This is a genomic window from Bradyrhizobium sp. SZCCHNR1002 (assembly GCF_032381435.1).
GTDB lineage: Bacteria > Pseudomonadota > Alphaproteobacteria > Rhizobiales > Xanthobacteraceae > Bradyrhizobium > Bradyrhizobium aeschynomenes.
Window position 1 is genome coordinate 112,014 of record NZ_JAUHIS010000008.1, and the last position, 26,071, is coordinate 138,084.

Consider the following 26,071-nt stretch of genomic DNA (forward strand, 5'->3'; position numbering starts at 1 on the left):
CAAAGAGGACTAAGGCGTGAGCAGATACATCAGCAGCGTCCGGCCGACCGCCTGAAGGCTGTCGGCCGAGCATTTGTCGAGCGTGTCCTGCGTCGTGTTGAAATGGGGTTCGTAGTCGAAATCGATGACGAGGAAGCTCGGAATACCGACCTGCGCGAGCGCCGTGTGGTCGTCGCTGATCGGGTACGCGGTCGGCTTGGTGAGAAAAGCCTGGGGAGCGATGCTCTGGCCGATGCTCCAGAACTTCTTGACCTCGGCGGGCGCCGATCGCAGCGACATCGGCTCGGGCATCAGTGCGAGATCCTTGTCGCAGACCATGTCGAACACGACCGCCTTTTCGGGTTTGCGGTCGGGATAGTACTCCTTCAGATTCGCCGCGAAGTGCGGTGAGCCGAGCGCTCGCCACATGGGATCACCTGCGCCCAGCGCGCGGGGCCCTTCCTCGCCGTCGAAGAAGATCATGTCGATGCCGACCTCGGCCTTCGGCAGCAGGGACAATACGCGTGCGGTTTCCAGCAGCACGGCGACGCCCGATGCGGAATTGTTGGCTCCCGGCATCGGCTCTTTCGGGTTGTTGGCGTCGCGATAGGCGTGGATGATGCTGTCGTAGTGGGTGGCAACGATCACGCGGCGCGGATTCTGCGGCTGAAAGCGGGCGATAATGTTGGTCAGCCGCAGGACCCGCCCGTCGTCGCTCTTGAAGGCGAAATTCTGGGTCTTCACCACCTCGGCCGCCGTCTTCGCCATGGCGGCCTTGATGTAGTCGATGGTCTGCTGATGCCCCGGCGTCTCGATCGCGCGGGGTGTGAAGCGCAGCTGGTCGGCGATGTGCTCCATCGCCCGGCGTCCGTCCCACTGCTCGATCCGGGCATCGGAGGCCGTGGCGGCGCTGACGCCGAGCACGGCCGCGGCAATCGCCGCGAGGGCGCAGCTCAGGACAGAGCATACGCTGGTATGGGCTGCCTTGCTCCCGGTCACGGCCGCGAGCTCTTCCGTTCGAACGGAATGAACAGGATGCCGGCACAGCCCGCCAGCGCCACCGCGAAGTAATAGGTGATGGCACGCGAGCCGATCGTCGGGATCAGCATGAAAGTCGTGACCAGCGTGCCGACGACGTTGCCGATGGTCGAGACGCCATAGACGAGACCGGCAACGCGGCCCGCCTCGGCGGCCGAGCGGGTCAGCAGGCTGACGGCGATCGGCGAGAATGTCCCCAGCAAGGTCAGCGGCACCAGCAGCAGCGCGGTCGAGGCGAGCAGCGTCGCGGCAGGACCGTCGCCGATGGTGTCGAGGATGTCGGCCATGACCGTGTCGGCGGTCGCCGGCACCACCGCCATATAGGCGGCGGCGATCAGGATCATGACGCCGATCGTGCGCGTCGTCGGTTGGCGGTCGACGATGGCGCTGCCGGCGAAATAGCCGATCGCGAGCGCGCACAGCACGGTCGAGATCAGGCTCGCCCAGGCGCCGATGCCGCTGCCGAAATAGGGATTGAGATAGCGGCTGCCGAGCATCTCGAAGCCCATCAGCACGCAGCCGACCAGGAACGAGCAGACGTAGATCGCCAGCAGGCCGGCGCGGGAGACCGGCGCGCTCACGGCAGCTTCCTGTTGTGGCGTTCGATCGTCTTCAACGCCTCGACCGGCGCGAAGTCGTCGGTCAGCACCTTGGCCTTGGCGTCGATGACCTGGCCATTGTCGATGTCGATGCGCTTGCGCTGCGCCAGCATGTCGGCGAGCTTGTAGCGGAAGCCGAACTCCTTGTCGCGCTCCTGCGCGACGGCGGCGAGATCCTCCGCCTTCCGCTCGTCGCCGGGATAGCCGACCATGACGATGTTGCCGCCGGCCTCGTAGAAGTCGACCTGCGGGAACACGCTGTGAATGGTCTTCACGGCGGCATCGAACAGCATCGTCGAGGGCTCGACGTTCTGCGCCACCACGCCGCCCTCGGCGAGATGATCCTTGACGAGCTGATAGAATTCCTTGGTCAGCAGGTGGAACGGCACGAACGGGCCGCGATAGGCGTCGATCAGGATGATGTCGTAGCGCTCTTTCGATTCCTGCACGAACAGCCGGCCGTCGCGGTTGGCGACGTGGAAGTTCGGCTCCTCCTTGATGCCGAAATATTTCTTGGCGAACTCCAGCACGGTCGGGTCGAGCTCGACCGAGGTCACCTGCACCTTGGGCAGGAAACGGTGCAGGTACCAGGCCGTGCGGCCGCCGCCGAAGCCGATCTCCAGGATCGAGCTCACGTTCTTGGCGTACATCACGCTGGCGGTCATGAAGCGGGTATAGTCGACCGGCAGATCGAGCTCGTCGCGGGTGTTGTAGACGCTCTCGGTATAGATGCGTCGGTTGTGACCGAACGTCATGCTGCGATAGGGGCCCTGCTCATAGACATAGATGTTGTTGTAGAGCGACTCCTTGGACTCCAGCAGATTGCGGGTATCTTGCGCCTGGCTCGCGGCGACGGAGAGGCAGCCCGCAAGCATGCCGAGAATGACCGACCGGATGAGCATCACGAATCTGCTTCCTCAACGCTGGATCTGCTGCCGGAACATCCGGAGCGGATCCGGCGGCGGCAATGTTTGTGGTGGCGACGGCAGGGGACTATCCTGGCGCCTGCCGGGCGCCCGCTCTCTTAGACCATCGGGCGGCGGACGGATAGAGTGGGCTGCGCGCGGAAACGAGGGTGTGATCGTGTTGAAAAGGCTCGCGATTGCGCTCGCCTTGCTGGCCGGCTGCGGCGCTGCTGCGGCCGCCGAGATCGCGTTGCCGCTGGCGGCGCAGCGACAGACGATGGCGGCAAATCTCGCCCGGCAGGTCGCGACGTGCAGCCGCCGCGAGGACACCAACCACCCGGCGTTCAGGGGATGTGTCGACTGGCATTCGGCGGTCCACGGCGTCTGGGCGCTCATCGCCTATCAGCGGGCAACGGGTGACCGTCAATATCAGCCCCTCGTGGCTTCCATCCTGGCGCCCGACAGGCTCGCGTCGGAGCGCCGGTTGCTGCGGCAATCGCCGCAATTCGAAATGCCGTATGGCCGCGCCTGGTTCCTGCGGCTCGCGATCGATCACCGGAAGCTCACCGGCTCCGACGATCTCGTGCCGTTTGCGGACGAGGTTGCGGGGACGCTGCGACAATATTACCGGGGCCGCCGCATCGACCGCTTCGCCGGGGAGTATCGCAGCGACAGCTGGGCCCTGACCAATCTGCTCGACTATGCGCGGGCCCGCGGTCTTGCCGATCTCGAAACCGAGGTGATCGGCTGGATCCGCCCCAGCTTCGTCGACGCCGACCCAGAATGCTCCTATGGGCGGGAGCAGCGACAATTCATGGCGATCTGCAGCAACTGGGCGGCGCTGGTCGCCAGGGTGCTGAGCCGGGCGGACTATGCCGCCTGGCTATCGCGCTTCGTCGCCACGAACGGGCTGCCGAGCCCGATCGAGCGTCCGGCGACCGACCACGAGTTTGGATTGAATTTCAGCCGGGCCTGGGGGCTCTGGGACATGTACGAGGCGAGCGGGCGCCCCGACATCGCCGCCGCGTATGCAGCCCACGTCGAGAATGGCTACCGGCCGGCGTCGAACTGGAGCGGCTCTTATCTGGCGGTCGGTCACTGGGTCGCCCAGTTCGGCCTGTACGCCGTGCAGCCCCTGTTCGGAGCGGCGGCCGGGCGATCCCTGAGCGGCGGTGAGCGGAACTGAAAGCATGGATTGCCCCCGGGGCCGCGGCTGTTCGGCAGTCTGCCACGGTGCTGGTCCGGGGCAGGGCCGACCTGGCGGCCGGAGAGGCTTCCGGTCGGTGCCCGGGTCTGCTATGGAGGCACCGAAGCAGTTGCACGTCGGTGCAGGCTCCGGTCCCGTAGCTCAGCTGGATAGAGCGGCGGTTTCCTAAACCGTAGGTCGCATGTTCGAGTCATGCCGGGATCGCCATCTGCCGCTGTCCAGATGCTGTCGACATTTCCTTCTTCCGTGAGGGAGCACGTCCGCCGCCACCGCTCCTGTGGACTGCCGCTCTCGTCGTTGGTCTTGCGCTGCCGAAGCGTAATCGGCGTGCCTGTGAAGGTCGCTTATCGAGATCGTTGGTAGCGCCCTGCGCATCATCCTCGTTTTAATTGAAGCGCACCACCGCGCGTGGTAGCCTTGGTTTTTATTGGCTCGCCGTGATCTCCGGCGTGCGCAAATCGAAATTTCCGATGAGCGATTCCCTTGATGCCCGTGCAAAGTCCCGTGGCCGCTCCAGGAAGGGGACGCCGGAAGAGCGGCATGAGCAAGCCGTGCTGCGATGGGAGAAGCGCAAGCTTGCGAAAACCCACGCGCGCCGCATCGGGCAGGGCGAGAGCGATGATTGGAAGGGCATCGGTCTTTCAGGCGGCGGGATTCGCTCCGCGACCTTCAGTCTCGGCGCGCTTCAGGCGCTGGTCGCCCACGGACTGCTCGCCAAGTTCGACTACATCTCGACCGTCTCGGGGGGCGGCTACATCGGCTCCTCCCTGCAATGGTGGTGGAGCGAGGCGCGGGCGAAAGAAGCTGCCGCTCTCGCGCAGGCCTCTGTCGCAGCGCAGGCAGCGGGTAGAGCGTCGCACCCCGGCACGACGGTCGCTGCCGGGCCAAGAATCTATGGCGTGGACCGTGACAATTTCCCGTACGGTTGCGACCATCTGTCCAATCCGAACCTGTCGGACAGTCCTGACCAGAAGTGCAACCTCGCCTTCCTGCGCAATCACGGCAACTACCTGGTCTCCGGCCAGGGCATCACCGCCTTGTCGGGCATCTACGTCGTTCTCAGGACGCTGCTGATCAGCCTGATCGTGTGGCTGCCGTTGATCTTCTTTCTGTTCCTGATCGTCCAGCTCATTAACCTCGGGCTCACCTTCGTCATCGAACACGTGTTCCCTGCGCTCGACCGGCCGCTGCCCGGATTTCCGGAGTCGTGGTTCACGTGGACCTGCATGGCCACCAAGCCGCAATGCCCGTTCGCGCTGCCTCCGCTGTATACGCTGGCGCTGGTGGCCTATGCGGTGGGGGTTCTGTTCTTCGTCTTCATGTCGTTGCTGTTCGCTCTCCTGACGCGCGTTCCGAGTGAAGTCGGCCAGGGTCCACGAGTCAGCATGGCTGCCGTGCTATCCGCCGCAGCGGGTGCTGCGATGATCATCGTGCCGATCTTGCTCTATTGGCGTCTGATCAGCTTCACCACGCTCGCGGTCATCGTCGCTTCGAGCCTGTTCGGGATCGTGCTGATTGCTCGATTCGTCTTCGAGTATTTCTTTCGCGGCTCCTCCGTCACGGCAAGCTATTGGTGGCGACGAACGCTCGAGGAATGGTTCGGCGTCATCTTCGCGATCGGCCTCGTGGTGCTGGTCGTCGGTTCGTTGCCCGTGCTGCCATTTTTCCTCGCTCAGAAGATCACCGCTTCCAGCGGTCCTTCGATCGTGTTCACTGCCTTCTTCACCGTTCTGAGCGGCGCGGCATCGGCGCTGTATGGCTACTATTCCTTCGTCAAGAAGATCGATGAGACCATCGCGGCGCGCGTGTTCGTGCCGCTCGGGGCCGCCATCTTCCTGTATGGCACGCTGACATTCGGCTATATCGGATCCGTCTTCGTCTTCGACGTCTTCTCTCAGAAGAACTCGCCGCTTCTCCCCGGCGGTCTTGCCTCCTACAAGTCGTTGATCGCCTATGCGTCGACGGTTTTCGTCATCGTCGGTGTCGTCCTGAGCATTCGCGCCAACGTGAACCAGATCGGCTTGCATCGCTTCTATCGCGACCGTCTCATGGAAGCATTCCTGCCGTCGACGCTGGCGGTGAAGATCGGCCGGGCGACCTATTCACCCGTGGCCGACAGCCTCAATCTCGTCGACCTTCGATCGTCGTATTCGCCGTCCGCCCGCCAGGGATCCCCCGTTCCGTATCCCCTCATCAACACCTTCGGCCGGATCGTCAGGGACGTGGACCCCAGGATCGTCAATCGGGGCGGGGTGAACTTCATCCTGTCGCCCTTCTATATCGGCTCGCGTTCGACCGGCTGGGAGGACACCAAGTCATACACGGATGAGGACCGGTACGGTCCGCTGACGCTGGCGACGGCGATGGCGGCGTCGGGGGCGGCGGTCAACTCCAACGCCGGCTACATCGGCACCGGCTTCACCCGCAATCGTCTCGTCTCCGCCGTCATGACGATCCTGAACATGCGGCTCGGCATCTGGGTCGGCAATCCCTGGCTCAAGGGCGAGCGACGCAGCCAGCCCGCCTATTGGAGCCCGACCCTGACGGCGGGTCTCCTGGGATATGGTCGCGCGCGGACCGGCGCCTTCATCGAGATCTCGGACGGCGGAAATTTCGAGAATCTCGGACTGTACGAGCTCGTGCGGCGCAAGCTGGGGATCATCGTCCTGATCGACGGAGAGGCTGATGCGACCATTGCGCTGCCCGCATTGGTGTCGGCTGCGGTCCGCATCAAGGAGGACTTCAAGGCAACCCTGACCTTCGAGCCCGCCGCCGGGGTCGATCGCCTGCTGCCGGTCGACAAGGAGGTCGGCTATCCCGCCGGCGCGCATTTCGCCAAATCGCCTTATGTGGTCGGACGCGTCCGCTATGAGGACGGCTCGCCGGACAGCATCGTCATCTATCTGAAGGCGACGTTGATCCGCGATCTCGACTTCACGACCGCAGGCTATCGCGCCGGCAGTCCGGATTTCCCGCACGAGACGACCCTGGATCAGTTCTTCGACCCGAGCCAGTTCGAAGCGTATCGCGATCTCGGCTTCCGCAGCGCGTCCATCATGATCAGGGAATTGGGGCTCGCGGGCTCCGGGTCCCATCGATTTCCGAGCCGGGATGAACTCTGGAGCAGCTATTCGAATCCTGGCGCCGCGAAGCCTGGCGCCGCGAAGCCTGGTGCCACGGAGCCTAGTGCCAAGACAGCAGCAGGCTCGCCATCGCCATCATCAGGATGATTGCGGCGAGCGTGCCGATCGCGAGCCGGAGCCGGTCACCGGCTTCCGCGACGAGCTTCGTCATCGTGATCATCGCGGCGAGGGCCGCGAACAGCAGCGCAACGACGGCCTCGGCGGCGCTGCGGCCGAGCTGTGCGACCGTCTCGACGGCATCGCGCAGGCCCTCATAGATGTGGAGATCCTTGCTGATGCAGAACAGGATGAGCGTGACGATCCAGGCCGCAATCAGCCGCCGGGCCACGGCATCCCGCCTGGCTTCGGGCGTGGCGCGTGCGATCAGCAGGGACAATCCGTAGAGCAGGGCGACCGGCACGACGCCGACGATCCAGTACTCGACATCGTCGATATGCACCCGGCCGCCGGTGGCGATCGACTTCGCGATCACGAACAGCGCGCAGGCGGCAACGACCAGGCCGGTCTGCAGGATCGCGGGCCCAAATGAGGGAAGATGTCTCCGGCCCCCGGCCTCCTTCAGATCAGGCCGGCCTTCCGACGTCATGGTCAGTCCGTCCGTCATCGCCGCAAGCCTCGAGCTCGTTCGCCGTCCACCGAGCCGAAAGAATACTAAACAAGTACGGCTAAAGACGGATTAACGCGTGAGCTGGCGCGACAGTTCATCCGCCCGGATCAGCCGGCCGCCCTTCGGCGCTCCCTCCAAATCATTGACACGGATGAAGAAATTTCTGCCGGTCGGTTTCACGCGAAGGGCGATGCAGGCCATCTTCTGCGCGTTCGTGCGATATTTGATGATGTCCACCCGCTGGTCGGCGAGGCCGACCGATCCGACCGCGGCGGCTCCACGGATGCTCAGACCGGCCATGATCTGGCTATGGAACCCGCCGCTCACCACGCTCGGGTCGAATGAGAACTGCGACCGGTTGCTGCGCCAGTCCCAGCGCAGCGGGGCGTCGAAAGTGGTGCTGTCGGTCGCGGCGTCGCATCGACCGCTGCGGCTGACATATCTGGTGTGAAATTCACCGAGGCTGCGGCCATCCTCATTGTCGGACGCGTCATAGCCGTAGTCGTGGTACCGGTCATATTCCAGCGCCGAGACCCGCCCGTCGAACGAGGACGGCTCCCTGCCCCGGCAGGAGTCGAATTCGGCCTGTTTGGCGCGATCGAGCTTGATCTTCTTGCGGGCGGGCTCGGGATCTTTCTCGCTGGTATCGATCTTGCGGCCGGTCTTGACGACGATCGCGCCCGACCGCGGCTCGTCCTGAAAAAATTCCCGCGTGACGTAGATCAGCTGGGCTTCCCTCCCGGAGAGCGAAAGGCCGCCGTCCGGCACGGCGGCCCATGTCTTGGTGTCCGGGTCCCAGTAGAACAGCTCCTGCGCAGCAAAGTCACTCATGAGCTGCGCCACAGGGGTGCAGAAATCGGCTTCGGCCGACGCATGTCCGCTCGGCGCAACCCATGCCAACGCAACAGCAAACAATTGGAACGACGTCGCCCTCGTGAGCTTCCTCATCACAACAGAGCCTCCCTGCCCGCAGCAGGAGCATATCGCGTCAACCATCGGATGAGAAGATGCGTGCGGCAACCATCGGGCTCGGCGGTGGCTGGACGAGGCGAGGCGGCTGCGACGGCCGGGATCGCCGCCTCTCCATTGCGACGTCTCATCCGTTCGCACGCCAAATCCGACCGGCTCGGGAATCGGGTGGAGCGCGGGGCCGCCGCATCGCAAATCTTCCGGGGCGCGACGGACGCATGCGCCCGTCCGCGCGGCGCGCGAAATTTGCCGCCGGCATGCATCACCCTGGAGAGCTTTCCCATGCACACGACCATCGAGCCGGGCATCCTCTATTTCGGGACGCCGGTCGTCCTGATCAGCACCGTCAACGAGGACGGCAGCTTCAATCTCGCGCCGATGTCGTCGGCGTTCTGGCTCGGCTGGCGCTGCATGCTCGGCCTCGCCGCGGGATCGAAGACGCCGCAGAACATGCGGCGCAGCCGCGAATGCGTGCTGAACCTGCCGTCGGCCGATCTCGTGGCCGCGGTCGATCGCCTCGCGCTCACCACCGGATCGGATCCGGTGCCGCCGATGAAGCAGCGCGGCGGCTATCGCCATGAGGCCGACAAGTTCGGCGCAGCCGGGCTGACGGCGATGCGATCCGAAACCGTCGCCGCGCCGCGCGTCGCCGAATGTCCCGTGCAGCTCGAGGCGCGGGTCGAGGCGGTGCACGGCATCGCCGACGACGATGCCGTGCTGAAGGGCCACATCCAGTGCTTCGAGGTCCGGGTGCAGCGCGTCCACGTCGACGGCTCCATCCTGATGGAGGGCGCGCGCGACCGCATCGATCCCGACAAATGGCGGCCGCTGATCATGAGCTTCCAGCAGTTCTACGGCCTCGGCTCCAGGCTCCACGATTCGCGGCTGGCAACGATCCCGGAGGCGGCCTATCGCACGCCGGATATCGTCCGCGCCCGCACCACCGCAAGCCTCGAGGCGGCCGCGAGCTGAGCGCTTCGTGCCGCGCGTCTCGCCTGAAATCGTCCGGCCGCACGTTCAAGCCTGCATCCGGTGCGAGACGTCGAGGACATCATGGGGGCTGTTTCTGTCGAGAGACTGCTGATCGAGGCAGCCGATCACTACAATGCAGGGCGGGCCGGCCTGGCCCAGGTCGTCTGCGGCGAGATTCTCCAGGCCGCGCCGGATCATCTTCCGGCGCTGCATCTCTCCGCGATCCTCGCCTTTGCCGATGGCCGCATGGCGGAGGGCGCAGCGCTGCTCGGACGCGTCTTCGCCAGGGATCCCAACCACGTGCCGGCCTATGTCACGCTGGGCGATGCCCTCGCTGTGAAAGGCGAGCGCGAAGGCGCTGCGGATGCCTTCGCGCGCGCCGCGGCGTTGCGGCCGCACGACGCCGCCATTCACAGCAAGCTCGGCACGGCGCTGCTCGAGCTGTCGCGCCTCGCCGACGCCGAGGCCGCCTACCGCCATGCCATCGAGCTCGACCCGGCACTGCTCCGCGCCCGCTGGAATCTCGCGCTCGCCCTGGCGCGGCAGGGCCGGCTCAGCGACGCCGAAGCCGCGTATCGCGCGCTGCTCGAACGCGACCCATCCTATCCCGAAGCCTGGCGGGCGCTCGCGCATGTGCTCGCCGAGCAGGCGAACGACGCGGCGGCCGTATCGGCCTATCAGCAGGCGCTCGCTGCGCGCCCGGGGGATGCGGGCCTGCATCTCAGCCTGGGCGATGTGCTCTACAAGCAGCGCGCCTTCACCGAGGCTGCGCTTCATTACCGCCGCGCTGCCGATCTCGCGCCCGGCGATGCCAGCGCGGCGCGGCTGCTCGGCCATGCGCTGCACGAGGCCGGCCGTTCAGCCGAGGCGGTCGACGCCTATCGCCGCGCGGCGGCGCTCGACCCCACCGATGTCGTCGTGCTCAGCAATCTCGGCGCCTGCCTGTGCGGCGCCGGGCAGCTCGACGCCGCCATCGCCGCCTGCGAGCACGCCCTGGCGCTCGCGCCCGATCACGCTCCGGCGCACACCAATCTCGGCATCATCCATGAGCTGCGCGGCGAGACCGGGCAGGCCGTCGCGGCGCATCGCCGCGCCGTCGCCGCCGATCCGTCCTACGGAAAGGGCTACGCCAATCTCGCGGTGGCGCTGCGCAATGCCGGCGACATCGACGATGCGTTGGCAGCGTCCCATTGGGCGGTCGCCCTCGCGCCCGGCGACGCGCTGGCGCGCTACAACCACGCGCATTTTCTCCTGATGTGCGGCGACCTCCCGGCCGGCTTCGCCGAGCACCGCTGGGGCCGCGACTGCCCCGATCTCTCCGCGGGCATGCCGCGCTTCGATGTGCCGGAATGGCAGGGCGAGCCGCTCGCCGGCCGCACGCTGCTGCTGTTCGCCGAATACGGCATCGGCGATGCGCTGCAATTCGTGCGCTACATCGACCGCGTGAGGGCGATGGGCGGCCAGATCGTGCTGCAGGTGCAGCCGGCGATCGCGCCGCTGCTGCGCTGTCTGGAGGCCGTCACCGTGGTCGCGCGCGGCGCGCCACTGCCGCCGTTCGATCTGCAGCTGCCGCTGATGGATCTGCCGCGCATCTTCGGCACGACGCTGGAGACGATTCCCGGCGACGTGCCGTATCTCACCGCCGATCCGGTCAAGGTCGCGGCCTGGCACAACGTGCTCGGCCGCGCGCCGCAGCTCAAGGTCGGCGTGGTCTGGGCCGGCAATGTCAGGCACAAGGGCGACCGCCAGCGCTCGCTCGCCGCGCGCGACGTGCTGCCGCGGCTGGTGATGCCGGGCGTGCAGCTCTATTCCCTGCAGAAGGAGCCGCGGCCGGACGATGCGCCCGCGTTGCTCGACCTCGGCAGCGATGTCATCGACCTCGCGCCGCTGTTGAATGATTTCGCCGAGACCGCCGCCGCGGTCGCCGCGCTCGATCTGGTCATTTCCGTCGATACGTCGGTGGCGCATCTGGCCGGCGCGCTGGCGCGCCCGGTGTGGGTGCTCTTGCCCTACGCACTCGACTGGCGCTGGCTGCGCGACCGCGCCGACACGCCGTGGTATCCGACCATGCGGCTGTTCCGGCAGGAGCAGCCGATGGCGTGGGACGGGGTGCTGATGCGAGCGGCGGCAGAACTCGCGCGGGTGGCGGCAGGAGAGCGCGGGTTGCTGTTGCCCGCCACGATGGACGTCTGCTGAGCGATGTGAGGGTGCTCTATCCATCCCACCGCTGTCGTCCCGGCCTCCGCGCCGGGACCCATAGCCCCGCGCCGCTGTTTGGCGAAGAGCGACGCTCAGCGTGCCTCACAGAACGATCACGCGGTATGGGTCCCGGCGTTCGCCGGGACGACGGCGGTGGGTGTCGGTCGACCGATGCTCACCAAGGCGCCGTCACGGCACCGCTGATCAGGACGCCGGCACCGCTTCCTGCGCCAGCAACTCCCGCACCCGCGGCACCACCACGCGGCCATACAGCTCGATGCTGCGCATCAGTTTGACGTGAGGCAGGGGCCCCGCCGAGTACTTGAGCTGAAAGCGCGACAGGCCGAGCGCCTTGACGGTCGCGGCGATCTTCTGCGCCACGGTCTCCGGCGAGCCGACATAGAGCGAGCCGTGATCGGCCTCCTGGACGAATTCGTCGCGGCCCATCGGCGGCCAGCCGCGCTCGCGGCCGATGCGGTCGCGCATGGTCTTGTAGTCCGGCCACAGCTCCTCGCGCGCCTGTTCGTCGGTGTCCGCGACGTAGCCCGGCGAATGCACGCCGATCGGCTTCACCTCGCGGCCGAACTGCTTGATGGCGCGATGATACAAATCGACATAGGGCGCGAACCGCGCAGGGTCGCCGCCGATGATCGCGAGCATCAGCGGCAGCTCGTAATGCGCGGCGCGCACCACCGATTCCGGACTGCCGCCGACGCCGATCCAGGCCTTCAGCCGGCCGTGCTCGATCGGCGGATAGACGAGCTGCTCGCGCAGCGGCGGACGCAGATGGCCCTGCCAGGTCAGCGGCTGCTGCGGCAGGAGACTGACGAACAGATCGAGCTTCTCCTCGAACAGCGTCTCGTAGTCCTTGAGGTCGAAGCCGAACAGCGGGAAGGATTCAGTGAACGAGCCGCGGCCGAGGATCACCTCGGCGCGGCCGTTCGACACCGCGTCGAGCGTTGCGAACCGCTGGAACACGCGGATCGGATCATCCGAGCTCAGCACCGTGACCGCCGAGCCGAGCCTGATGCGGCTCGTCCGCGCCGCGATCGCCGCCAGCGCGACCTCCGGCGCCGAGATCGCGAAGTCGCCGCGGTGGTGCTCGCCGAGCCCGATGAAGTCGAGCCCGAGCTGGTCGGCGAGCACGGCTTCCTCGACCACGTCGCGGATCACCTGAGCATGCGCGGCCATCGCGCCGTCAGCGCCGCGGGTGACGTCGCCGAAGGTGTCGAGGCCGAATTCGATTGCTGCGGTCATGTCTCGTTCCAATGCGTCGGGCCGTCATACGGCGTCCGTGCGTCAGCTGGAAGGGGCGGAGCCGGTTTGCAAGCGGGCGGTCGCGAAACACAGGGTTTCTCTATGGCAGCAAGGAAAGATCTCGCGGCTGGCGTGATTGCTGTTTTGTGGCACGTCATGGCCGGGCTTGTCCCGGCCATCCGCGCCGTTCCCAGCATGCCGAGATGGCCGGGACAAGCCCGGCCATGACCACGTGGAGAGAGACGCGCGCAAAACCGCGATCGTCATATGCGAAAGTCCTGCGTCCGCACGGCAGCCGCAATCGCCTGAAAATTCACCTTTCGTTTTTCCGAAAACTATGCTCTATTGCGCGCATCCCGCCTCATCGATGAGGGGCGTACGCGCGGTCGTCACGAGACGCGAGGCGGGGATGCGGTGGCCGTGGCGGGTCGCAGCGCGACGCAAGTCGCGCCGACGAACGATCTGCTGCGGACGGTCAAGCCGTGTGGTCCTGGCCTCCCGACGCTGAGGCCAAGTCCGTGATCTCTGCTCCAGGGCAGGCGCGGGCGATGGGGGCAAGAACGCCCGGTCCCCAGGGAGAGCACGGAGCAGCCGTAAGCCCATCGCGCAGGGAATGCCGGATTGTCGGCTGAACCTGTGGTTCCTGCCGCCTGCATTTTTTTCGCAGGCGGGCCATGGGTGAGGCCTTCACCCGGCATTCCCTGCGCCCTCATTCTTTCGAGGGTGTTGCATCCAGCCAAACTCGGGCGAAACCGGCCGCGAGAACGCGGGCGCTTGGCCGCTGCGGACACGATGCCGCGTGCGCCTCTCGCGCGGTCATGCCATGCCAAAAAATGGGCGTGTGGGTCGGTCGCGCATCACCTAGGCTCTCCTCATTGACCACGGGATCACGCGCATGGCGACAGGCAGCGATTATCGGATCTTCGAGGCGGGCGATGTCGTCCTGCAATCCGGCGCGACGTTCCCGTCGCTGCGGCTGGCCTACAAGACCTACGGCACGCTGAATGCGGCCAAGGACAACGTCATCCTCTATCCGACGTCGTTCGGCGCCCAACACACCGACACTGAATGGCTGATCGGATCAGGCGGCATTCTCGATTCCGACAGATACTTCATCATCATCCCGAACCTGTTCGGCAACGGCCTGTCGTCCTCGCCGTCCAACACGCGCGAGCTGCTCGGCGGCGTGCCGTTCCCGGCGATCAGCTATCACGACGCGGTCGCGGCGCAGCGGCAGCTGCTGGAGGAGCAGTTCGGAATCGGCAGGATCGCGCTGGTCTATGGCTGGTCGATGGGCGGCATGCAGGCCTATCACTGGGCTGCTCTCCATCCGGACATGGTGGAGCGCGCCGCGGTGGTTTGCGGCAGTGCGCGCTGCTCGCCCTACAATCACCTGTTCCTCGATGCGGTGAAGGCGGCGCTGACGGCCGATCCCGCCTTCCAGAACGGCCGCTTCGTGGAGAAGCCGGTGGCCGGCCTGCGCGCGATGGGCCGCATCTATGCGGGCTGGGCGATGTCCTACGAGTTCTATCGCGACGAGGTCTGGCGCGAGCAGGGCTTCGCCTCGCAGGAGGATTATCTCGCTGCCACCTGGGACACCGCCTTCGCGCATCGCGACGCCAATAATCTGCTGGCGCAGATCGCGATCTGGCAAGGCGGCGACATCAGCGCCTGCGCGGCGTTCTCAGGCGATCTCGACCGGGCGCTTTCCGCCATCACCGCGCACATGCTGCTGATGCCCGGCCAGACCGACCGCTATTTCGACTGGCGCGATAATGAGCGCGAGCTGCCGAAGCTGGTCAACGCCCGCTCCGCCACGTTGCGCCCGATCCCATCGGTCCACGGCCACCGCGCCGGCAATCCCGTCCGCATCCCGGCCGATCGCGACGTCATCAAAGCCAACGTCTCCACCCTTCTCCAGAGCTGATCCAGAGTTCGACATGACCGACGTGCCCACCGACGAATTCGCGCCTCGCCCGAAGCTGCTGACACCAGCAGTGCTGCAGCAGCTCTGCACACGCTCCAACCTGAAGGGCGCGCTGCGCACGCTCAGCCACTACGGCGCAATCATCGCCGTGGGTGCGCTGATCGGAACGATCGCATCGACGCATGGGATGCTGTGGGCGCTACCCTTGCTGCCGGTTCAGGGCGTGCTCATCGCCTTCCTGTTCATGGCGGTGCACGAGACGGCGCACAAGACCGCGTTCGACAGCCGCCGGCTGAACGTGGCGGTCGGCAATCTCTCCGGCTTCCTGATCGGGCTGCCTTACGAATATTACTGCCTGTTCCACTGGGAGCATCACCGCCACACCCAGGACCCCCAGCGCGATCCGGAGCTGATCGTCGGCCCCAAGCCGCGCTCCGAGACGCAGCTCGCGATCGCCTATTCCGGCCTGGTCCAGGTCGCCGGCCGTCTCAGACTGGTGCTGAAGCATGCCGTGACCGGCGAGGTCACCGTGCCCTGGGTGCCCGCCGGCCGTCGCGCGATCATCGTGCGCGAGGCCCGTTTCTATGTCGCCGGCTACGCGCTCTTGCTGTTCGGCTCGCTCGCGCTGCACAGCGCGCTCCTGCTGTGGGTCTGGGTGCTCCCGCTGCTGCTTGGGCAACTGATCCTGCGGCCCTATCTCTACGCCGAGCACACCGGCTGCGATCACACCAGGAGCGCCTTCCACAACACCCGCACCACCTTCACGACGCAGGCCGTGCATTGGCTCGCCTGGAACATGCCCTACCACGTCGAGCATCACGCTTATCCGGCGGTGCCGTTCCATGCACTGCCGAAGCTGCATGCGATCGTGGACGGTGAGATCAAATATCGCGGCGAGGGTTATGTCGCGGTGACCCGGCAGACCTGGGCGTGGTTTTGCGCGCACTTTGAAGCAGCGAAGCCCTGAGCAATGAGTTCGCGCTTAAGCCATCGCCACGCAGACGGTGCGCTCCCTCTCCCCGTTCTTCACGGGGAGAGGGGTGGGGTGAGGGGCAGCCGCACGGGAAGTGGTCGTGGCGAGACCTGTACCCCCTCACCCGGATTGCATCTTCGATGCAATCCGACCTCTCCCCGCAAGCGGGGCGAGGTAAGGGACCGCGACCGCCGCAAGACCGAGGCTCACCGCCACCGCTCGCGCATCCGCGCACCCAGGTCGATCCGCGGCCCCGAGCTCGCAACCGCCGTAGCTCGTGGCAGCCGCGGCCAGCCGATCCGTTCGAACAGAGGCACCAGCGCTTCCGGAATGAACCGCGTGCGCGAGGCATAGACGTGACGATCACCGCGCACCGGCTGACCATGGACGAAGAAGCGCTGCGGTACCAGCAGGTGCAGATCGTCCTTGGCGCGGGTCATCGCGACATAGAGCAGCCGACGTTCCTCCTCCAGCTCGGCGCTGGAGCCGGCGCCGAGGTCCGAGGGCATGCAGCCATCGACGACGTTGAGCACATGTACCGAATTCCACTCCATCCCCTTGGCGGAATGGATGGTGGAGAGGATCAGATAGTCCTCGTCGAGCAGCGGCACGCCGGCTTGGTCGGAGGTCGCGTCGGGCGGATCGAGCGTCAGCTCGGTGAGGAAACGCGCGCGCGAGGGATAGCCGCTGGCGATCTGCTCGAGCTGCAGCAGATCGGCGCCGCGCACCTCGGCATCCTCGTGGACGCGCTCGAGATGCGGCTGATACCAGTGCCGGACGCGCGCGATGTCCGCGGGCCAGTCCGACAGCCGCAGCTGCTCCAGCATGCGCACGAACGCCGTCCAGTCGTCGCCGGCGCGCGCAGGGGCTGGCTGCGCGCAGAGACGTGCGATCGGATCGGCGCTGTCACTCGCAGCATCGAGCAGCCGCTGTGCCGAGGCCGGGCCGATGCCGGGGATCAGGTGCAGCACGCGGAAGCCGGCGATGCGGTCGCGGGGATTCTCCACGAAACGCAGCAGCGCCAGCACGTCCTTGACATGCGCGGCGTCGAGGAACTTCAACCCGCCGAACTTCACGAACGGAATGTTGCGCCGCGTCAGCTCGACTTCCAGCGGCCCGCTATGCGACGACGTCCGAAACAGCACGGCCTGCTGCTTCAGCACGATGCCTTCCTCTCGCTTGGCCAGCACCTGCTCGACGACGTAGCGGGCCTGATCGGCCTCGTCGCTGATGGTGACGAGTTGCGGCTTGCGCGAGGCCGTGCGGTCGGTCCACAAATTCTTGGTGAAGCGCTCGCGCGCCAGCCCGATCACCGCATTGGCGGCGGAGAGGATCGGCTGCGTCGAGCGGTAGTTGCGGTCGAGCGTGACGATGTCGGCGCGCGGGCTGAACTGATCGGGGAAGTCCAGGATGTTGCGCACGGTGGCGGCGCGGAACGCGTAGATCGACTGCGCATCGTCGCCGACGACCGTGAGCCCCGTTCCGTTCGGCTTCAATCCCAGCAGGATCTGCGACTGCAGCCGGTTCGTGTCCTGGTATTCGTCGACCAGTACGTGATCGAAGCGGTCGCCGATCTCGCGCGCGATGGTCGCGTCCGCCATCATCTGCGCCCAGTAGAGCAACAGGTCATCGTAGTCGAGCACGGCGTTCGCCTGCTTCGCTTCGACATAAGCCGCGAACAGGCCTTTCAGCTCGCCAGCCCATTCCGCGCACCACGGGAAATGTCGCACCAGCGCTTCGTCCAGCGGCATGTCGGCATTGACGCAGCGCGAGTAGATCGCAAGGCAGGTGCCCTTGGTCGGAAAGCGCTTCTGCGTGTTGGACAGGCCGCGTTCGTGCCGCACCAGATTCATCAGGTCGGCGGAATCCTCGCGATCATGGATCGTGAACACGGGATCAAGGCCGATGCGCTCGGCGTATTCGCGCAGCATCCGTGCACCGAGGCCGTGAAACGTGCCGGCCCATGTCAGCCCCGACGTGATCGCTTCGGCCTGGCCGCCCAGCACTTTCCGCGCGATGCGCTCGACCCGCCGGCTCATCTCGCTGGCCGCGCGGCGCGAGAACGTCATCAGCAGAATGCGGCGCGGATCGGCGCCGTTGACGAGCAGATGTGCGACGCGATGCGCGAGCGTGTTGGTCTTGCCCGAGCCGGCGCCGGCAATGATCAGCAGCGGCGGCCCCGGTGCGGCCAGCGCACCGCCATGCTCGACGGCGCGGCGCTGCTCCGGATTGAGATCGTCGAGATATGTCGCGGCCGCTGCCTGCACGAATCGTCCCTCAGTCCACGAGAATCCGCGATTTGCTTCGCGCGCGCAACGAGATGGCTCGGCTGCGACAGCGTTTTACATGATTCGCAACCGGTCTTTTTTGTCACGGTTGCCCACAGAGCGTCCGCCACCCGCTTGCGCTGGCGCGCGTGCACTCCTATCCAATCAGCCCCGTCACGAATCTCGGAAGAACACCGTGTCGAATTTTGCCTCCATCATCGCCGCTGAGCTGTCCGTCAGGGATGCCCAGGTCCAGGCCGCGATCGATCTGCTCGACGGCGGCGCGACCGTTCCGTTCATCGCGCGCTACCGCAAGGAAGCGACCGGCATGCTGGACGATACGCAGCTGCGTACGCTGGAGGAGCGACTGCGCTATCTGCGCGAGATGGATGCACGGCGCACCGCGATCATCGAGAGCATCAAGTCGCAGGGCAAGATGACGCCGGAGATCGAGCTGGCACTGGCGACCGCCGACACCAAGGCGCGTCTGGAAGACATCTACCTGCCGTTCAAGGAAAAGCGCCGCACCAAGGCGCAGATCGCCAAGGAGGCCGGGCTCGAGCCGCTCGCCGACATGCTGATCGGCGACCCCATGAAGAATCCGGAAGACGAAGCCAAGGCGTTCATCAAGAAAGACGGCGACAATCCGGTCAAGGACGTCAAGGCCGCGCTCGACGGCGCCCGCGCGATTCTGGTCGAGCGTTTCGCCGAGCATGCCGATCTCGTCGGCTCGCTGCGCGAGGAGATGTGGACGCGTGGCGCCGTGAAGTCGTCGGTGCGTCACGGCAAGAAGACCGAGGGCGCCAAGTTCGCCGACTACTTCGATTTCTCCGAGCCGTTCACCAAGCTGCCGTCGCACCGCATCCTGGCGATGCTGCGCGGCGAAAAGGAAGAGGTGCTGCAGCTCGATTTCGGCGACGGCGAGCCGGAGGATTCGAAGGATCCATCGCTGTATGAGAACCGCATCGCGGTGACCTTCGGCATCTCGCGCCAGGGCCGCCCGGCCGATCAGTTCCTGTCGGACTCCGTGCGCTGGGCCTGGCGCACCCGCATCAAGACCTCGCTCGCGCTCGATATCCGGATGCGGCTGTGGCAGGAGGCGGAGAAGGAAGCGGTGCGCGTGTTCGCCGCCAACCTGCGCGATCTGCTGCTCGCGGCTCCGGCCGGCGGCCGGCCGACGCTCGGCCTCGATCCCGGCTTCCGCACCGGCGTCAAGGTCGCGGTGATCGACCGCACCGGCAAGTTCGTCGACCACGCCACGATCTATCCGCACGAGCCGCAGCGGCAGTGGAACGAAAGCATGCTGACCTTGGCGCAGCTCTGCATCAAGCATCGCATCGAGCTGGTCGCGATCGGCAACGGCACGGCGTCGCGCGAGACCGAGAAGCTGGTCGCCGACCTGATGAAGCTGAAGCCGGACCTGAAGCTGACCAAGGCGATCGTGTCGGAAGCGGGCGCATCGGTGTATTCGGCGTCGGAGTTCGCGGCGAAGGAATTCCCCAATCTCGACGTCTCGATCCGCGGCGCGGTCTCGATCGCTCGCCGCCTGCAGGATCCGCTCGGCGAGCTCGTCAAGGTGCCGCCGGCCTCGATCGGCGTCGGTCAGTATCAGCACGATCTCAACCAGTATGAGCTGGCGCGTGCGCTCGACGCCACCGTCGAGGACTGCGTGAACGCGGTCGGCGTCGATCTCAACACCGCCTCTGCGCCGCTGCTGGCGCGCGTCTCCGGCATTGGCGAGACCTTGGCGCAGAACATCGTCGCGCATCGCGACGCCAACGGTCCGTTCCCGACCCGCGACAAGCTCAAGGACGTGCCGCGGCTGGGGCCCAAGGCGTTCGAACAATGCGCCGGCTTCCTGCGCATCCGCGACGGCGACAATCCGCTCGATGCCTCCGGCGTGCATCCGGAATCCTATCCGGTCGTGAAGAAGATTCTCGAAGCGACCAAGAGCGACATCAAGGTTCTGATCGGCGACAGCAAGACCTTGAAGACGCTCAACCCGACCAAGTTCGCCGACGAGCGCTTCGGCGTGCCGACCGTCTCCGACATCATCAAGGAGTTGGACAAGCCCGGCCGCGATCCCCGCCCCGAGTTCAAGACCGCGACGTTCCAGGAGGGCGTCGAGAAGATCACGCATCTCAAGCCCGGCATGATCCTGGAGGCGACGATCACCAACGTCGCCGCGTTCGGCGCCTTCGCCGATATCGGCGTGCACCAGGACGGCCTGATCCACATCTCGGCGATGTCCGAGAAGCGCATCAACGATCCGCGCGAGGTGGTGAAGCCGGGCCAGGTCGTGAAAGTGAAAGTGCTCGACGTCGACGTGCCGCGCAACCGCATCTCGCTGACGCTTCGGCTATCCGATCCGCTGCCGGCCAAGGGCGAGAAGCGCACCAGCGCGCGGCCGCCGGCGGCGGCGCGCATGACCACGCGCGAGGAGAAGCCGTCGGGTGGCGGCGCGTTTGCCGCGGCGATGGCCAAGGCGGCGGAGCGCCGCAAGGGCGCGTAAGCGCCCCGACGCCGATCATCAGTCGCCCGTCGCGGAATGGAGCTCCCTTCCGCGGCGGTGAACGAAAAGGACGACGCCACCTTCCGAACCGGGCTCGCAATGCCTACCTTCTTCGAGCCTGCTGGCCGGGGGAGCGGAGATGTCAAAGCGCACCGTGATCATTGCCGGAGCCACCGGCCTTGTCGGCCGTGAGCTTCTGAGCGGCCTGCTCGCCGATCCGTCCGTCGATCACGTCCACGCCGTCGGCCGCCGCGCGCCAGCGGTTGTTTCCGCCAAGCTGACCGCCCACGCCGTGGACTTCGCCGCACTCCCGGCTCTGCCTGCCGCCGATGAGCTGTATCTGGCGCTCGGCACGACCATCAAGGTCGCCGGCAGCCAGGCCGCCTTTCGTGCCGTCGATCACGATGCCAATCTCGCCGTTGCCAAGGCCGCGCTTGCGAGCGGCACCAAACGGGTCGGGCTCGTCAGCGCAATGGGCGCCGATGCGAAATCGCGCGTCTTCTACAGCCGCGTGAAGGGTGAGCTGGAGCAGGATCTGACCGCGCTGCCTTTCGCGGGCCTCGTCATTGCCAGGCCTTCGCTGTTGGTCGGCGCGCGGGCGGAACTGGGACAGCCGGACCGGCCGGGGGAGGAATGGGGCAACAGGCTGAACAAGCTCATCGGCTTCCTCATCCCCGCGAACTACAAGCCGATCATGGCTGCGGATGTCGCACACGCGCTGCTCGAGACCGTTCCGTCGGTCGATGGAGTCAGGGTGCTTATGTCGGGTGCGATGCGCCGCTGACGGCGCCTCCTCTTGCGGTGCCCCGCGGCGAATTCTATTTATCAGAAGTTGTTCGCGGTCGTAGCTGCGAGCCGGGCGACCTTTTTTGGCGACCGTTGATGATTGATCCGTAGTTCTACGGACTGATCGCTCCGAAGGCGCCGCAGAGAGACGTGTTCCGGCGAGAGCCGCCGATCTTGATCTACGATAGTCGAAATGTCGACGACATCGGCATGAGCTCGCTTCTTAACGCCTTAACCATACCTCCCTCCTAGACTGCGCTGAGAACAACGAGCTCAGGAATCTCATGCGCAAACAGCTACGAGAGATTTTATTCGCCGGACTGATGACAGCGGCCTTGCTCGGCCCACATCACGCCGCGGCATCACCGCGAATGGTCTCGTTGGTCTTCAATTCGCAGCCGCAGAACCCGCAGCAGGTCGGGTCGGACGAGTTCCGGGTCAAGCTGCAGGCGCTTGCCGGCAAACGGCTCATCATCGATGAGCGCGCCGGGAATTCGTTCGGCAGCGAAGCAGCCGTGCTGGCTGCCACACGGACAGGCGCGGTCGATATCGCGGTCGTGTCCGGAGGCATCGCGAGCGCTGTCGTTCCCGAGCTCGGCGTGTTTGACATTCCCTTCCTGTTTCGCGACACGGCCCATGCCAAGGCCGTCGCCACGGGGCCGGTCGCCGCCGCGATCGGCGCGAAGTTCGCCGACAAGGGCTTGGTGCTGCTGGCGTTGGGCAAGCAGGGCTTCCGCAACCTCACCAATTCGAAGCGACCGGTTCGCTCCGTCGATGACGTCAAGGGTCTGAGGATTCGTGTGATCCCCAACCCGGTCTATCAGATGACTTTCAAGGCGCTGGGTGCCGAAGTGGTGCCGATGGACTTTCCCCTGGTCTATGCCGCGCTCAAGGATGGACGTCTCGATGGGCAGGAGAATCCCGTGCCGACCATCGCGGCCAATCGCTTCGAGGAGGTACAGAAGCATCTGACGCTGACCGGCCATTTCTTTGCGCCGATCGTCTTCGTCGCCAACCGCGCGATGTTCGATCATCTCGATGCGAGCGAGCGCGAGGCGCTGATCGCAGCCGCGAGAGTCGCGGCGGAGGTGACCTGGAAGGCCGAGCTCGATGCCGAGAAGCTGGCCGATCTGCGCAAGGGCGGCATGGACGTCATCGAGACGTTCGATCGGAAGTCCTTCGTCGATGCGGTCAAGCCGCTCGATCCCGAATTCGAGAAGCGCTTCGGCAAGGAGCTGCTCGCCACCATCAGGTCCACTCCGTAACAGCCGGGCAATCCCATGAAACTCTCTTCCCTGATGTCGTTGATCGGCGTCCGCCCGCGAATCTTCGGCGGCTTTGCGCTGATCCTGAGCTTCCTCGTGTTGCTCGGCGGCTTCGCCATGATCCAGGTCGGCCGCATCGGCGGCACCGTGGATGAGCTCGTCGCGAGCGCTGCGGGTGATGCCGGCATGTCGCGGGTCCGCGCCGCGCTGCTCAGTGCCAACGGTGCGGTCGAGAGGTTCATCCGCACCTGGAGCGTCGGCGACAAGGATATCGCGGGGAAGGCCATCGACGCGGTCGGCGGACTCGCCGAGGAGGTCGAGAAGCAGTCCGGCAAGCTGAAGGTCATCGCCGATGGCGTCGGCGCGGTCCGGACCGAGCTCGCGGCCTATCGGGCCTCGTTCGCGGCCGCTGCCGGAGCTGTCGACCGGCTCCGTGCAGCGACGAACAAGACCGAGGCGTTGGGTGCCGTTGCCGGTGTCAATGTCGGTGGCATCCAGGTCGCGCTCGCCAATCGAGCGGGCAGCGAGCCGCTGCTCAACCCGTTGCGTATTGCCAGCGTCGTGGACGCGGCGCGCGTCGCGGTCATGCGCTACACGAGCACGCTGTCCCCCAACGATGCCGAGGACGCCAGGCTCACCTTCGTCTATGCGAGGCTGGCGATCGCCGATTCCGAGGCTGAGCTCGCTGCTGTCGACGACGCCAAGCTGAAGGGGCTGGTCGCGTCGCTCAAGGAGGCCATGACGGCCGACGCCGCGGCTTTCGAAGAGGTCATCAAGATCGCAGCTGATCTGCGTGCCAAGCAGGCCGAGCTGGTCAAGGCGAGTGCGGCGATCGACGGGCATGTCGGTCGGATCAACCAGCAGCTGGGGACAGCGCGCGTGGATCAGGGAGCCCGGACGGCTGTCGCGGTCGAGGACACGAGGCAGACCGTGATCGTCACCGCGGCCGGCGCCCTCGTGCTCGGCGCAGTGCTGGCTTGGCTGATCGGCGCCAGCGTGTCGGGCCCGATCCGCAGCATGACGGACCGCATGCAGTCGCTGGCCGCAGGCGAGCTGGAGCAGCCGATCCCCGGCGGCGAGCAGCGCAACGAGATCGGCCGGATGGCGCGGGCCGTTGAGGTGTTCCGTGACAATGCGCTTGCGGTGCGGCGAATGGAGCAGGAGGCCGCGGCCCAGCGCGAGGCGGCGGAAGCCGAGCGCACCCGGATGATGTCCGACCTGGCCGGGCGCTTCGAGCAGGGCATGCAGGGCGTCATCACCGGTGTCGGCGGGCGTGCGACCGAGATGGGCCAGAGCGCGAGCGAGTTGGCACGCGTGGCCGAGCGTGGACGTGGCCTTGCGGAGGCGGTTGCCAACCGGGCCGAGCAGGCCTCCGTCAACGTGCAGACCGTGGCCTCGGCGACACAGGAGCTGGCGGCCTCGATCCGCGAAATTTCCGCCCAGGTTCAGCGTTCGGTTGCCGTGTCGGGTCGGGCGACGCAGGAAACCCAGCGGACCTCCGAGTTGATCGACGGCCTGTCGAGCGCCGCCGAGCGGATCGGAACCATCGTGCAGCTGATCCAGGCGATCGCGAGCCAGACCAATCTTCTCGCGCTGAACGCGACCATCGAGGCGGCGCGCGCCGGCGAAGCAGGCCGAGGATTTGCGATCGTCGCGAGCGAGGTGAAGAACCTGGCGTCGCAGACTGCGCAGGCCACCGAGCAGATCTCGAGCCAGATCGCGACCATCCAGAGCGCGACGGAGGAGACGGTCGGCGCGATCGCGCAGTTCGGCACCACGGTGCGCGAGATCGCCGAAATCTCCAACGCGATCGCGGCTGCGGTCGAGCAGCAGGGGGCTGCGACCAGCGAGATCGCGCGCAATGTCGAGCAGGCGGCCAGCGGCACGGCGGCGGTCACGCAGGAGATCGGCGACGTCCGCAGCGTGGCCGGACAGACCGATGCCGGCGCGGAAGCAGCGTTGGCGGCAGCCGCCGCTCTCCAGCAACAGGCTGCGTCGCTGAAGAGCAACGTCGATGATTTCCTGCAGACGATCCGGACCGCGGCCTGATCGTCACCGCATCAAAGCCAGGCGAGACGGCGTGACTCCGCCGTTCGCCGTGATGACGATGAGAGTTGACGCGCGGCGGACCGCAACTGCAAGCATGACGCCATGAACGCCTCGCGGTCTCTCAGCATTCCGGTCGCAGGCGCGGGCCCGGTGTCCGCGCTGCTGCTCGCCCCGCCGCAGGCGCGCGCCTGCTTCGTGTTCGCGCATGGCGCCGGCGCCGGCATGACCCACGCCTTCATGAACGATGCGGCGGAAAGCCTCGCCCGCCGCGGCGTCGCAACGCTGCGCTTCCAGTTTCCCTACATGGAGAAGGGCAGCAAGCGGCCCGATCCACCCGCGCTCGCACACGCGACGGTGCGGGCGGCCGTGGCGGAGGCGGCGCGGCTCTGCTCCGGGCTGCCGCTGATTGCCGGCGGCAAATCGTTCGGGGCGCGCATGACGTCGCAGGCGCAATCCGCCCTGCCGCTCCCCGGCGTCGCAGGCCTGGCCTTCCTCGGCTTTCCCCTGCATCCCGCCGGCAAGCCGTCGGTCGCGCGCGCTGATCACCTCGACGGGGTTGCTTTGCCGATGCTGTTTCTGCAGGGCACGCGCGACAAGCTGGCGGAGACGGAGCTGCTTGAGCCCGTCGTCAAGCGGCTGGGGCGGCGCGCGACGCTGCATCTGATCGCGCAGGCTGATCACGCCTTCCACGTCCCTGCGCGTTCGGGCCGGGACGATCTGGCCGTCATGGACGAGCTTACGCAGACGTTTGCGTCATGGGCCGATGGACTGGGTGTCCGCGACTCCTGACGCCCTCGGGCGAGCCTGCGCCCGGGCTTGCGAAAAATCGAATGAGAACAAAAAAAGAACTTTGCTGTCGTCAGAGGTTGGGACATAGTCAGCAGGAAGGGTCCGGGTGGGGGCTGACGATGAGATCAACAGCGCTGGCGGTGGCAGTGTTTGCTATCAGCTTCATCTCGATGCCGGCAGATCCGGCGCTTGCCGACCCTCGCCTGACGGGCATGGCGATCGTGAAAGGAACCTGCAAGAAGCTCGTGATCGCGGGCAAGGACCGTAGCGCCGACTGCAAGGGGGTCCTGCTCAACACCGATTACGACGACCAGCGGACCGGTTTCTATTTCACTTTGCTGGACGGCGGCGTGATCACGTTCTCCAATCGTGGCGATCTGGAGGAGAGGCCCGGACCGGACCAGATCGTGACGCCGGTCGACCTGATGATCATCGGCCAGAGCCCGAAGCAAAGCATCAATCGGCTCAAGGCCAAGGGCCGCTGCCGCCATGGAAACCCGTTCAAGGGGCCGTCGCTGCTCGAATGCACGGCCGATAGCGAACTCGGCCGGTTCGAGGGGACCTTTCTGTCAAATGGCGAGAAGCCCGAGCTCAAGATGTTCTGAGGCCTTCGGCGCGCTGCGACGAC

19 protein-coding genes and 1 tRNA gene are annotated in these 26,071 nt (G+C 66.2%); 13 read left to right on the forward strand and 7 right to left on the reverse strand.

Going from position 1 to position 26,071, the window contains the following annotated elements; all coding sequences use genetic code 11:
* Window positions 1-9: 9 nt before the first annotated feature.
* Genes QX108_RS29805 through QX108_RS29815 form a run of 3 tightly spaced genes read right to left on the reverse strand, consistent with a single transcriptional unit; the run spans window position 10 to window position 2,518 of the window.
* On the reverse strand, window positions 10-978 hold the full coding sequence (locus QX108_RS29805; RefSeq protein ID WP_315786725.1) for a M28 family peptidase: 969 nt from the start codon (window positions 976-978) through the stop codon (window positions 10-12).
* Entirely contained in the window at window positions 975-1,598 is a 624-nt protein-coding gene (locus tag QX108_RS29810; RefSeq protein ID WP_315786722.1) for a fused MFS/spermidine synthase, read from the reverse strand. The genes QX108_RS29805 and QX108_RS29810 overlap by 4 nt, the downstream gene beginning before the upstream one ends.
* Window positions 1,595-2,518, reverse strand: coding sequence for a fused MFS/spermidine synthase (locus QX108_RS29815; RefSeq protein ID WP_315724028.1), 924 nt, complete (start codon window positions 2,516-2,518; stop codon window positions 1,595-1,597). The genes QX108_RS29810 and QX108_RS29815 overlap by 4 nt, the downstream gene beginning before the upstream one ends.
* Between QX108_RS29815 and QX108_RS29820 the strand changes: the two genes are divergently transcribed.
* From QX108_RS29820 to QX108_RS29830, 3 genes are all read left to right on the forward strand, one after another.
* A complete protein-coding gene (locus tag QX108_RS29820; RefSeq protein WP_315786718.1) occupies window positions 2,499-3,707 on the forward strand; it encodes a DUF2891 family protein in 1,209 nt (402 codons plus the stop codon). The genes QX108_RS29815 and QX108_RS29820 overlap by 20 nt on opposite strands.
* A gap of 151 nt (window positions 3,708-3,858) precedes the next feature.
* A tRNA-Arg gene (locus QX108_RS29825) sits at window positions 3,859-3,935 on the forward strand.
* Between the two features lie 263 nt (window positions 3,936-4,198).
* Window positions 4,199-6,958: a patatin-like phospholipase family protein gene (locus QX108_RS29830; protein WP_315786715.1), complete on the forward strand. Its 2,760-nt coding sequence runs from the start codon at window positions 4,199-4,201 to the stop codon at window positions 6,956-6,958.
* Here QX108_RS29830 and QX108_RS29835 read toward each other — a convergent pair.
* Both QX108_RS29835 and QX108_RS29840 read right to left on the reverse strand, forming a co-directional pair.
* Window positions 6,912-7,475: a hypothetical protein gene (locus tag QX108_RS29835; protein ID WP_315786710.1), complete on the reverse strand. Its 564-nt coding sequence runs from the start codon at window positions 7,473-7,475 to the stop codon at window positions 6,912-6,914. The genes QX108_RS29830 and QX108_RS29835 overlap by 47 nt on opposite strands.
* A gap of 72 nt (window positions 7,476-7,547) precedes the next feature.
* On the reverse strand, window positions 7,548-8,426 hold the full coding sequence (locus QX108_RS29840) for a hypothetical protein (RefSeq protein WP_315724035.1): 879 nt from the start codon (window positions 8,424-8,426) through the stop codon (window positions 7,548-7,550).
* 303 nt (window positions 8,427-8,729) lie between these two features.
* On the opposite strand from QX108_RS29840, the gene QX108_RS29845 reads away from it, so the two are divergent.
* On the forward strand, window positions 8,730-9,419 hold the full coding sequence (locus QX108_RS29845) for a flavin reductase family protein (protein ID WP_315724037.1): 690 nt from the start codon (window positions 8,730-8,732) through the stop codon (window positions 9,417-9,419).
* Window positions 9,420-9,500: 81 nt separating this feature from the next.
* Entirely contained in the window at window positions 9,501-11,615 is a 2,115-nt protein-coding gene (locus QX108_RS29850) for a tetratricopeptide repeat protein (RefSeq protein ID WP_315724039.1), read from the forward strand.
* A 207-nt stretch (window positions 11,616-11,822) separates the two neighbouring features.
* Here the strand turns inward: QX108_RS29850 and QX108_RS29855 are convergent, their stop codons facing one another.
* Window positions 11,823-12,875, reverse strand: coding sequence for an LLM class flavin-dependent oxidoreductase (locus tag QX108_RS29855; RefSeq protein ID WP_315724041.1), 1,053 nt, complete (start codon window positions 12,873-12,875; stop codon window positions 11,823-11,825).
* Between the two features lie 895 nt (window positions 12,876-13,770).
* Between QX108_RS29855 and QX108_RS29860 the strand changes: the two genes are divergently transcribed.
* A complete protein-coding gene (locus tag QX108_RS29860) occupies window positions 13,771-14,802 on the forward strand; it encodes an alpha/beta fold hydrolase (RefSeq protein ID WP_315786705.1) in 1,032 nt (343 codons plus the stop codon).
* Window positions 14,803-14,815: 13 nt separating this feature from the next.
* The gene (locus QX108_RS29865) at window positions 14,816-15,769 is read left to right on the forward strand and encodes a fatty acid desaturase (protein WP_315786702.1); all 954 of its coding nucleotides are present in this window, start codon (window positions 14,816-14,818) and stop codon (window positions 15,767-15,769) included.
* Between the two features lie 212 nt (window positions 15,770-15,981).
* On the opposite strand, the gene QX108_RS29870 is transcribed toward QX108_RS29865, so the two are convergent.
* The gene (locus QX108_RS29870) at window positions 15,982-18,042 is read right to left on the reverse strand and encodes an ATP-dependent helicase (protein WP_315786699.1); all 2,061 of its coding nucleotides are present in this window, start codon (window positions 18,040-18,042) and stop codon (window positions 15,982-15,984) included.
* A 196-nt stretch (window positions 18,043-18,238) separates the two neighbouring features.
* On the opposite strand from QX108_RS29870, the gene QX108_RS29875 reads away from it, so the two are divergent.
* The 6 genes from QX108_RS29875 (at window position 18,239) to QX108_RS29900 (ending at window position 26,048) form a co-directional block, all read left to right on the forward strand.
* Window positions 18,239-20,554 (forward strand): Tex family protein, encoded by a 2,316-nt coding sequence (locus QX108_RS29875; RefSeq protein WP_315724049.1) that lies wholly within the window; start codon window positions 18,239-18,241, stop codon window positions 20,552-20,554.
* A gap of 139 nt (window positions 20,555-20,693) precedes the next feature.
* Window positions 20,694-21,338, forward strand: coding sequence for an NAD(P)H-binding protein (locus tag QX108_RS29880; RefSeq protein WP_315786696.1), 645 nt, complete (start codon window positions 20,694-20,696; stop codon window positions 21,336-21,338).
* Window positions 21,339-21,624: 286 nt separating this feature from the next.
* Window positions 21,625-22,605, forward strand: a complete 981-nt coding sequence (locus QX108_RS29885; RefSeq protein ID WP_315724054.1) for a TRAP transporter substrate-binding protein — start codon at window positions 21,625-21,627, stop codon at window positions 22,603-22,605.
* Window positions 22,606-22,638: 33 nt separating this feature from the next.
* Window positions 22,639-24,654, forward strand: a complete 2,016-nt coding sequence (locus QX108_RS29890) for a HAMP domain-containing methyl-accepting chemotaxis protein (RefSeq protein WP_315726587.1) — start codon at window positions 22,639-22,641, stop codon at window positions 24,652-24,654.
* A gap of 102 nt (window positions 24,655-24,756) precedes the next feature.
* Window positions 24,757-25,443: an alpha/beta family hydrolase gene (locus tag QX108_RS29895; RefSeq protein ID WP_315786692.1), complete on the forward strand. Its 687-nt coding sequence runs from the start codon at window positions 24,757-24,759 to the stop codon at window positions 25,441-25,443.
* 41 nt (window positions 25,444-25,484) lie between these two features.
* Window positions 25,485-26,048, forward strand: coding sequence for a hypothetical protein (locus QX108_RS29900; RefSeq protein ID WP_315799626.1), 564 nt, complete (start codon window positions 25,485-25,487; stop codon window positions 26,046-26,048).
* Window positions 26,049-26,071: the final 23 nt, after the last annotated feature.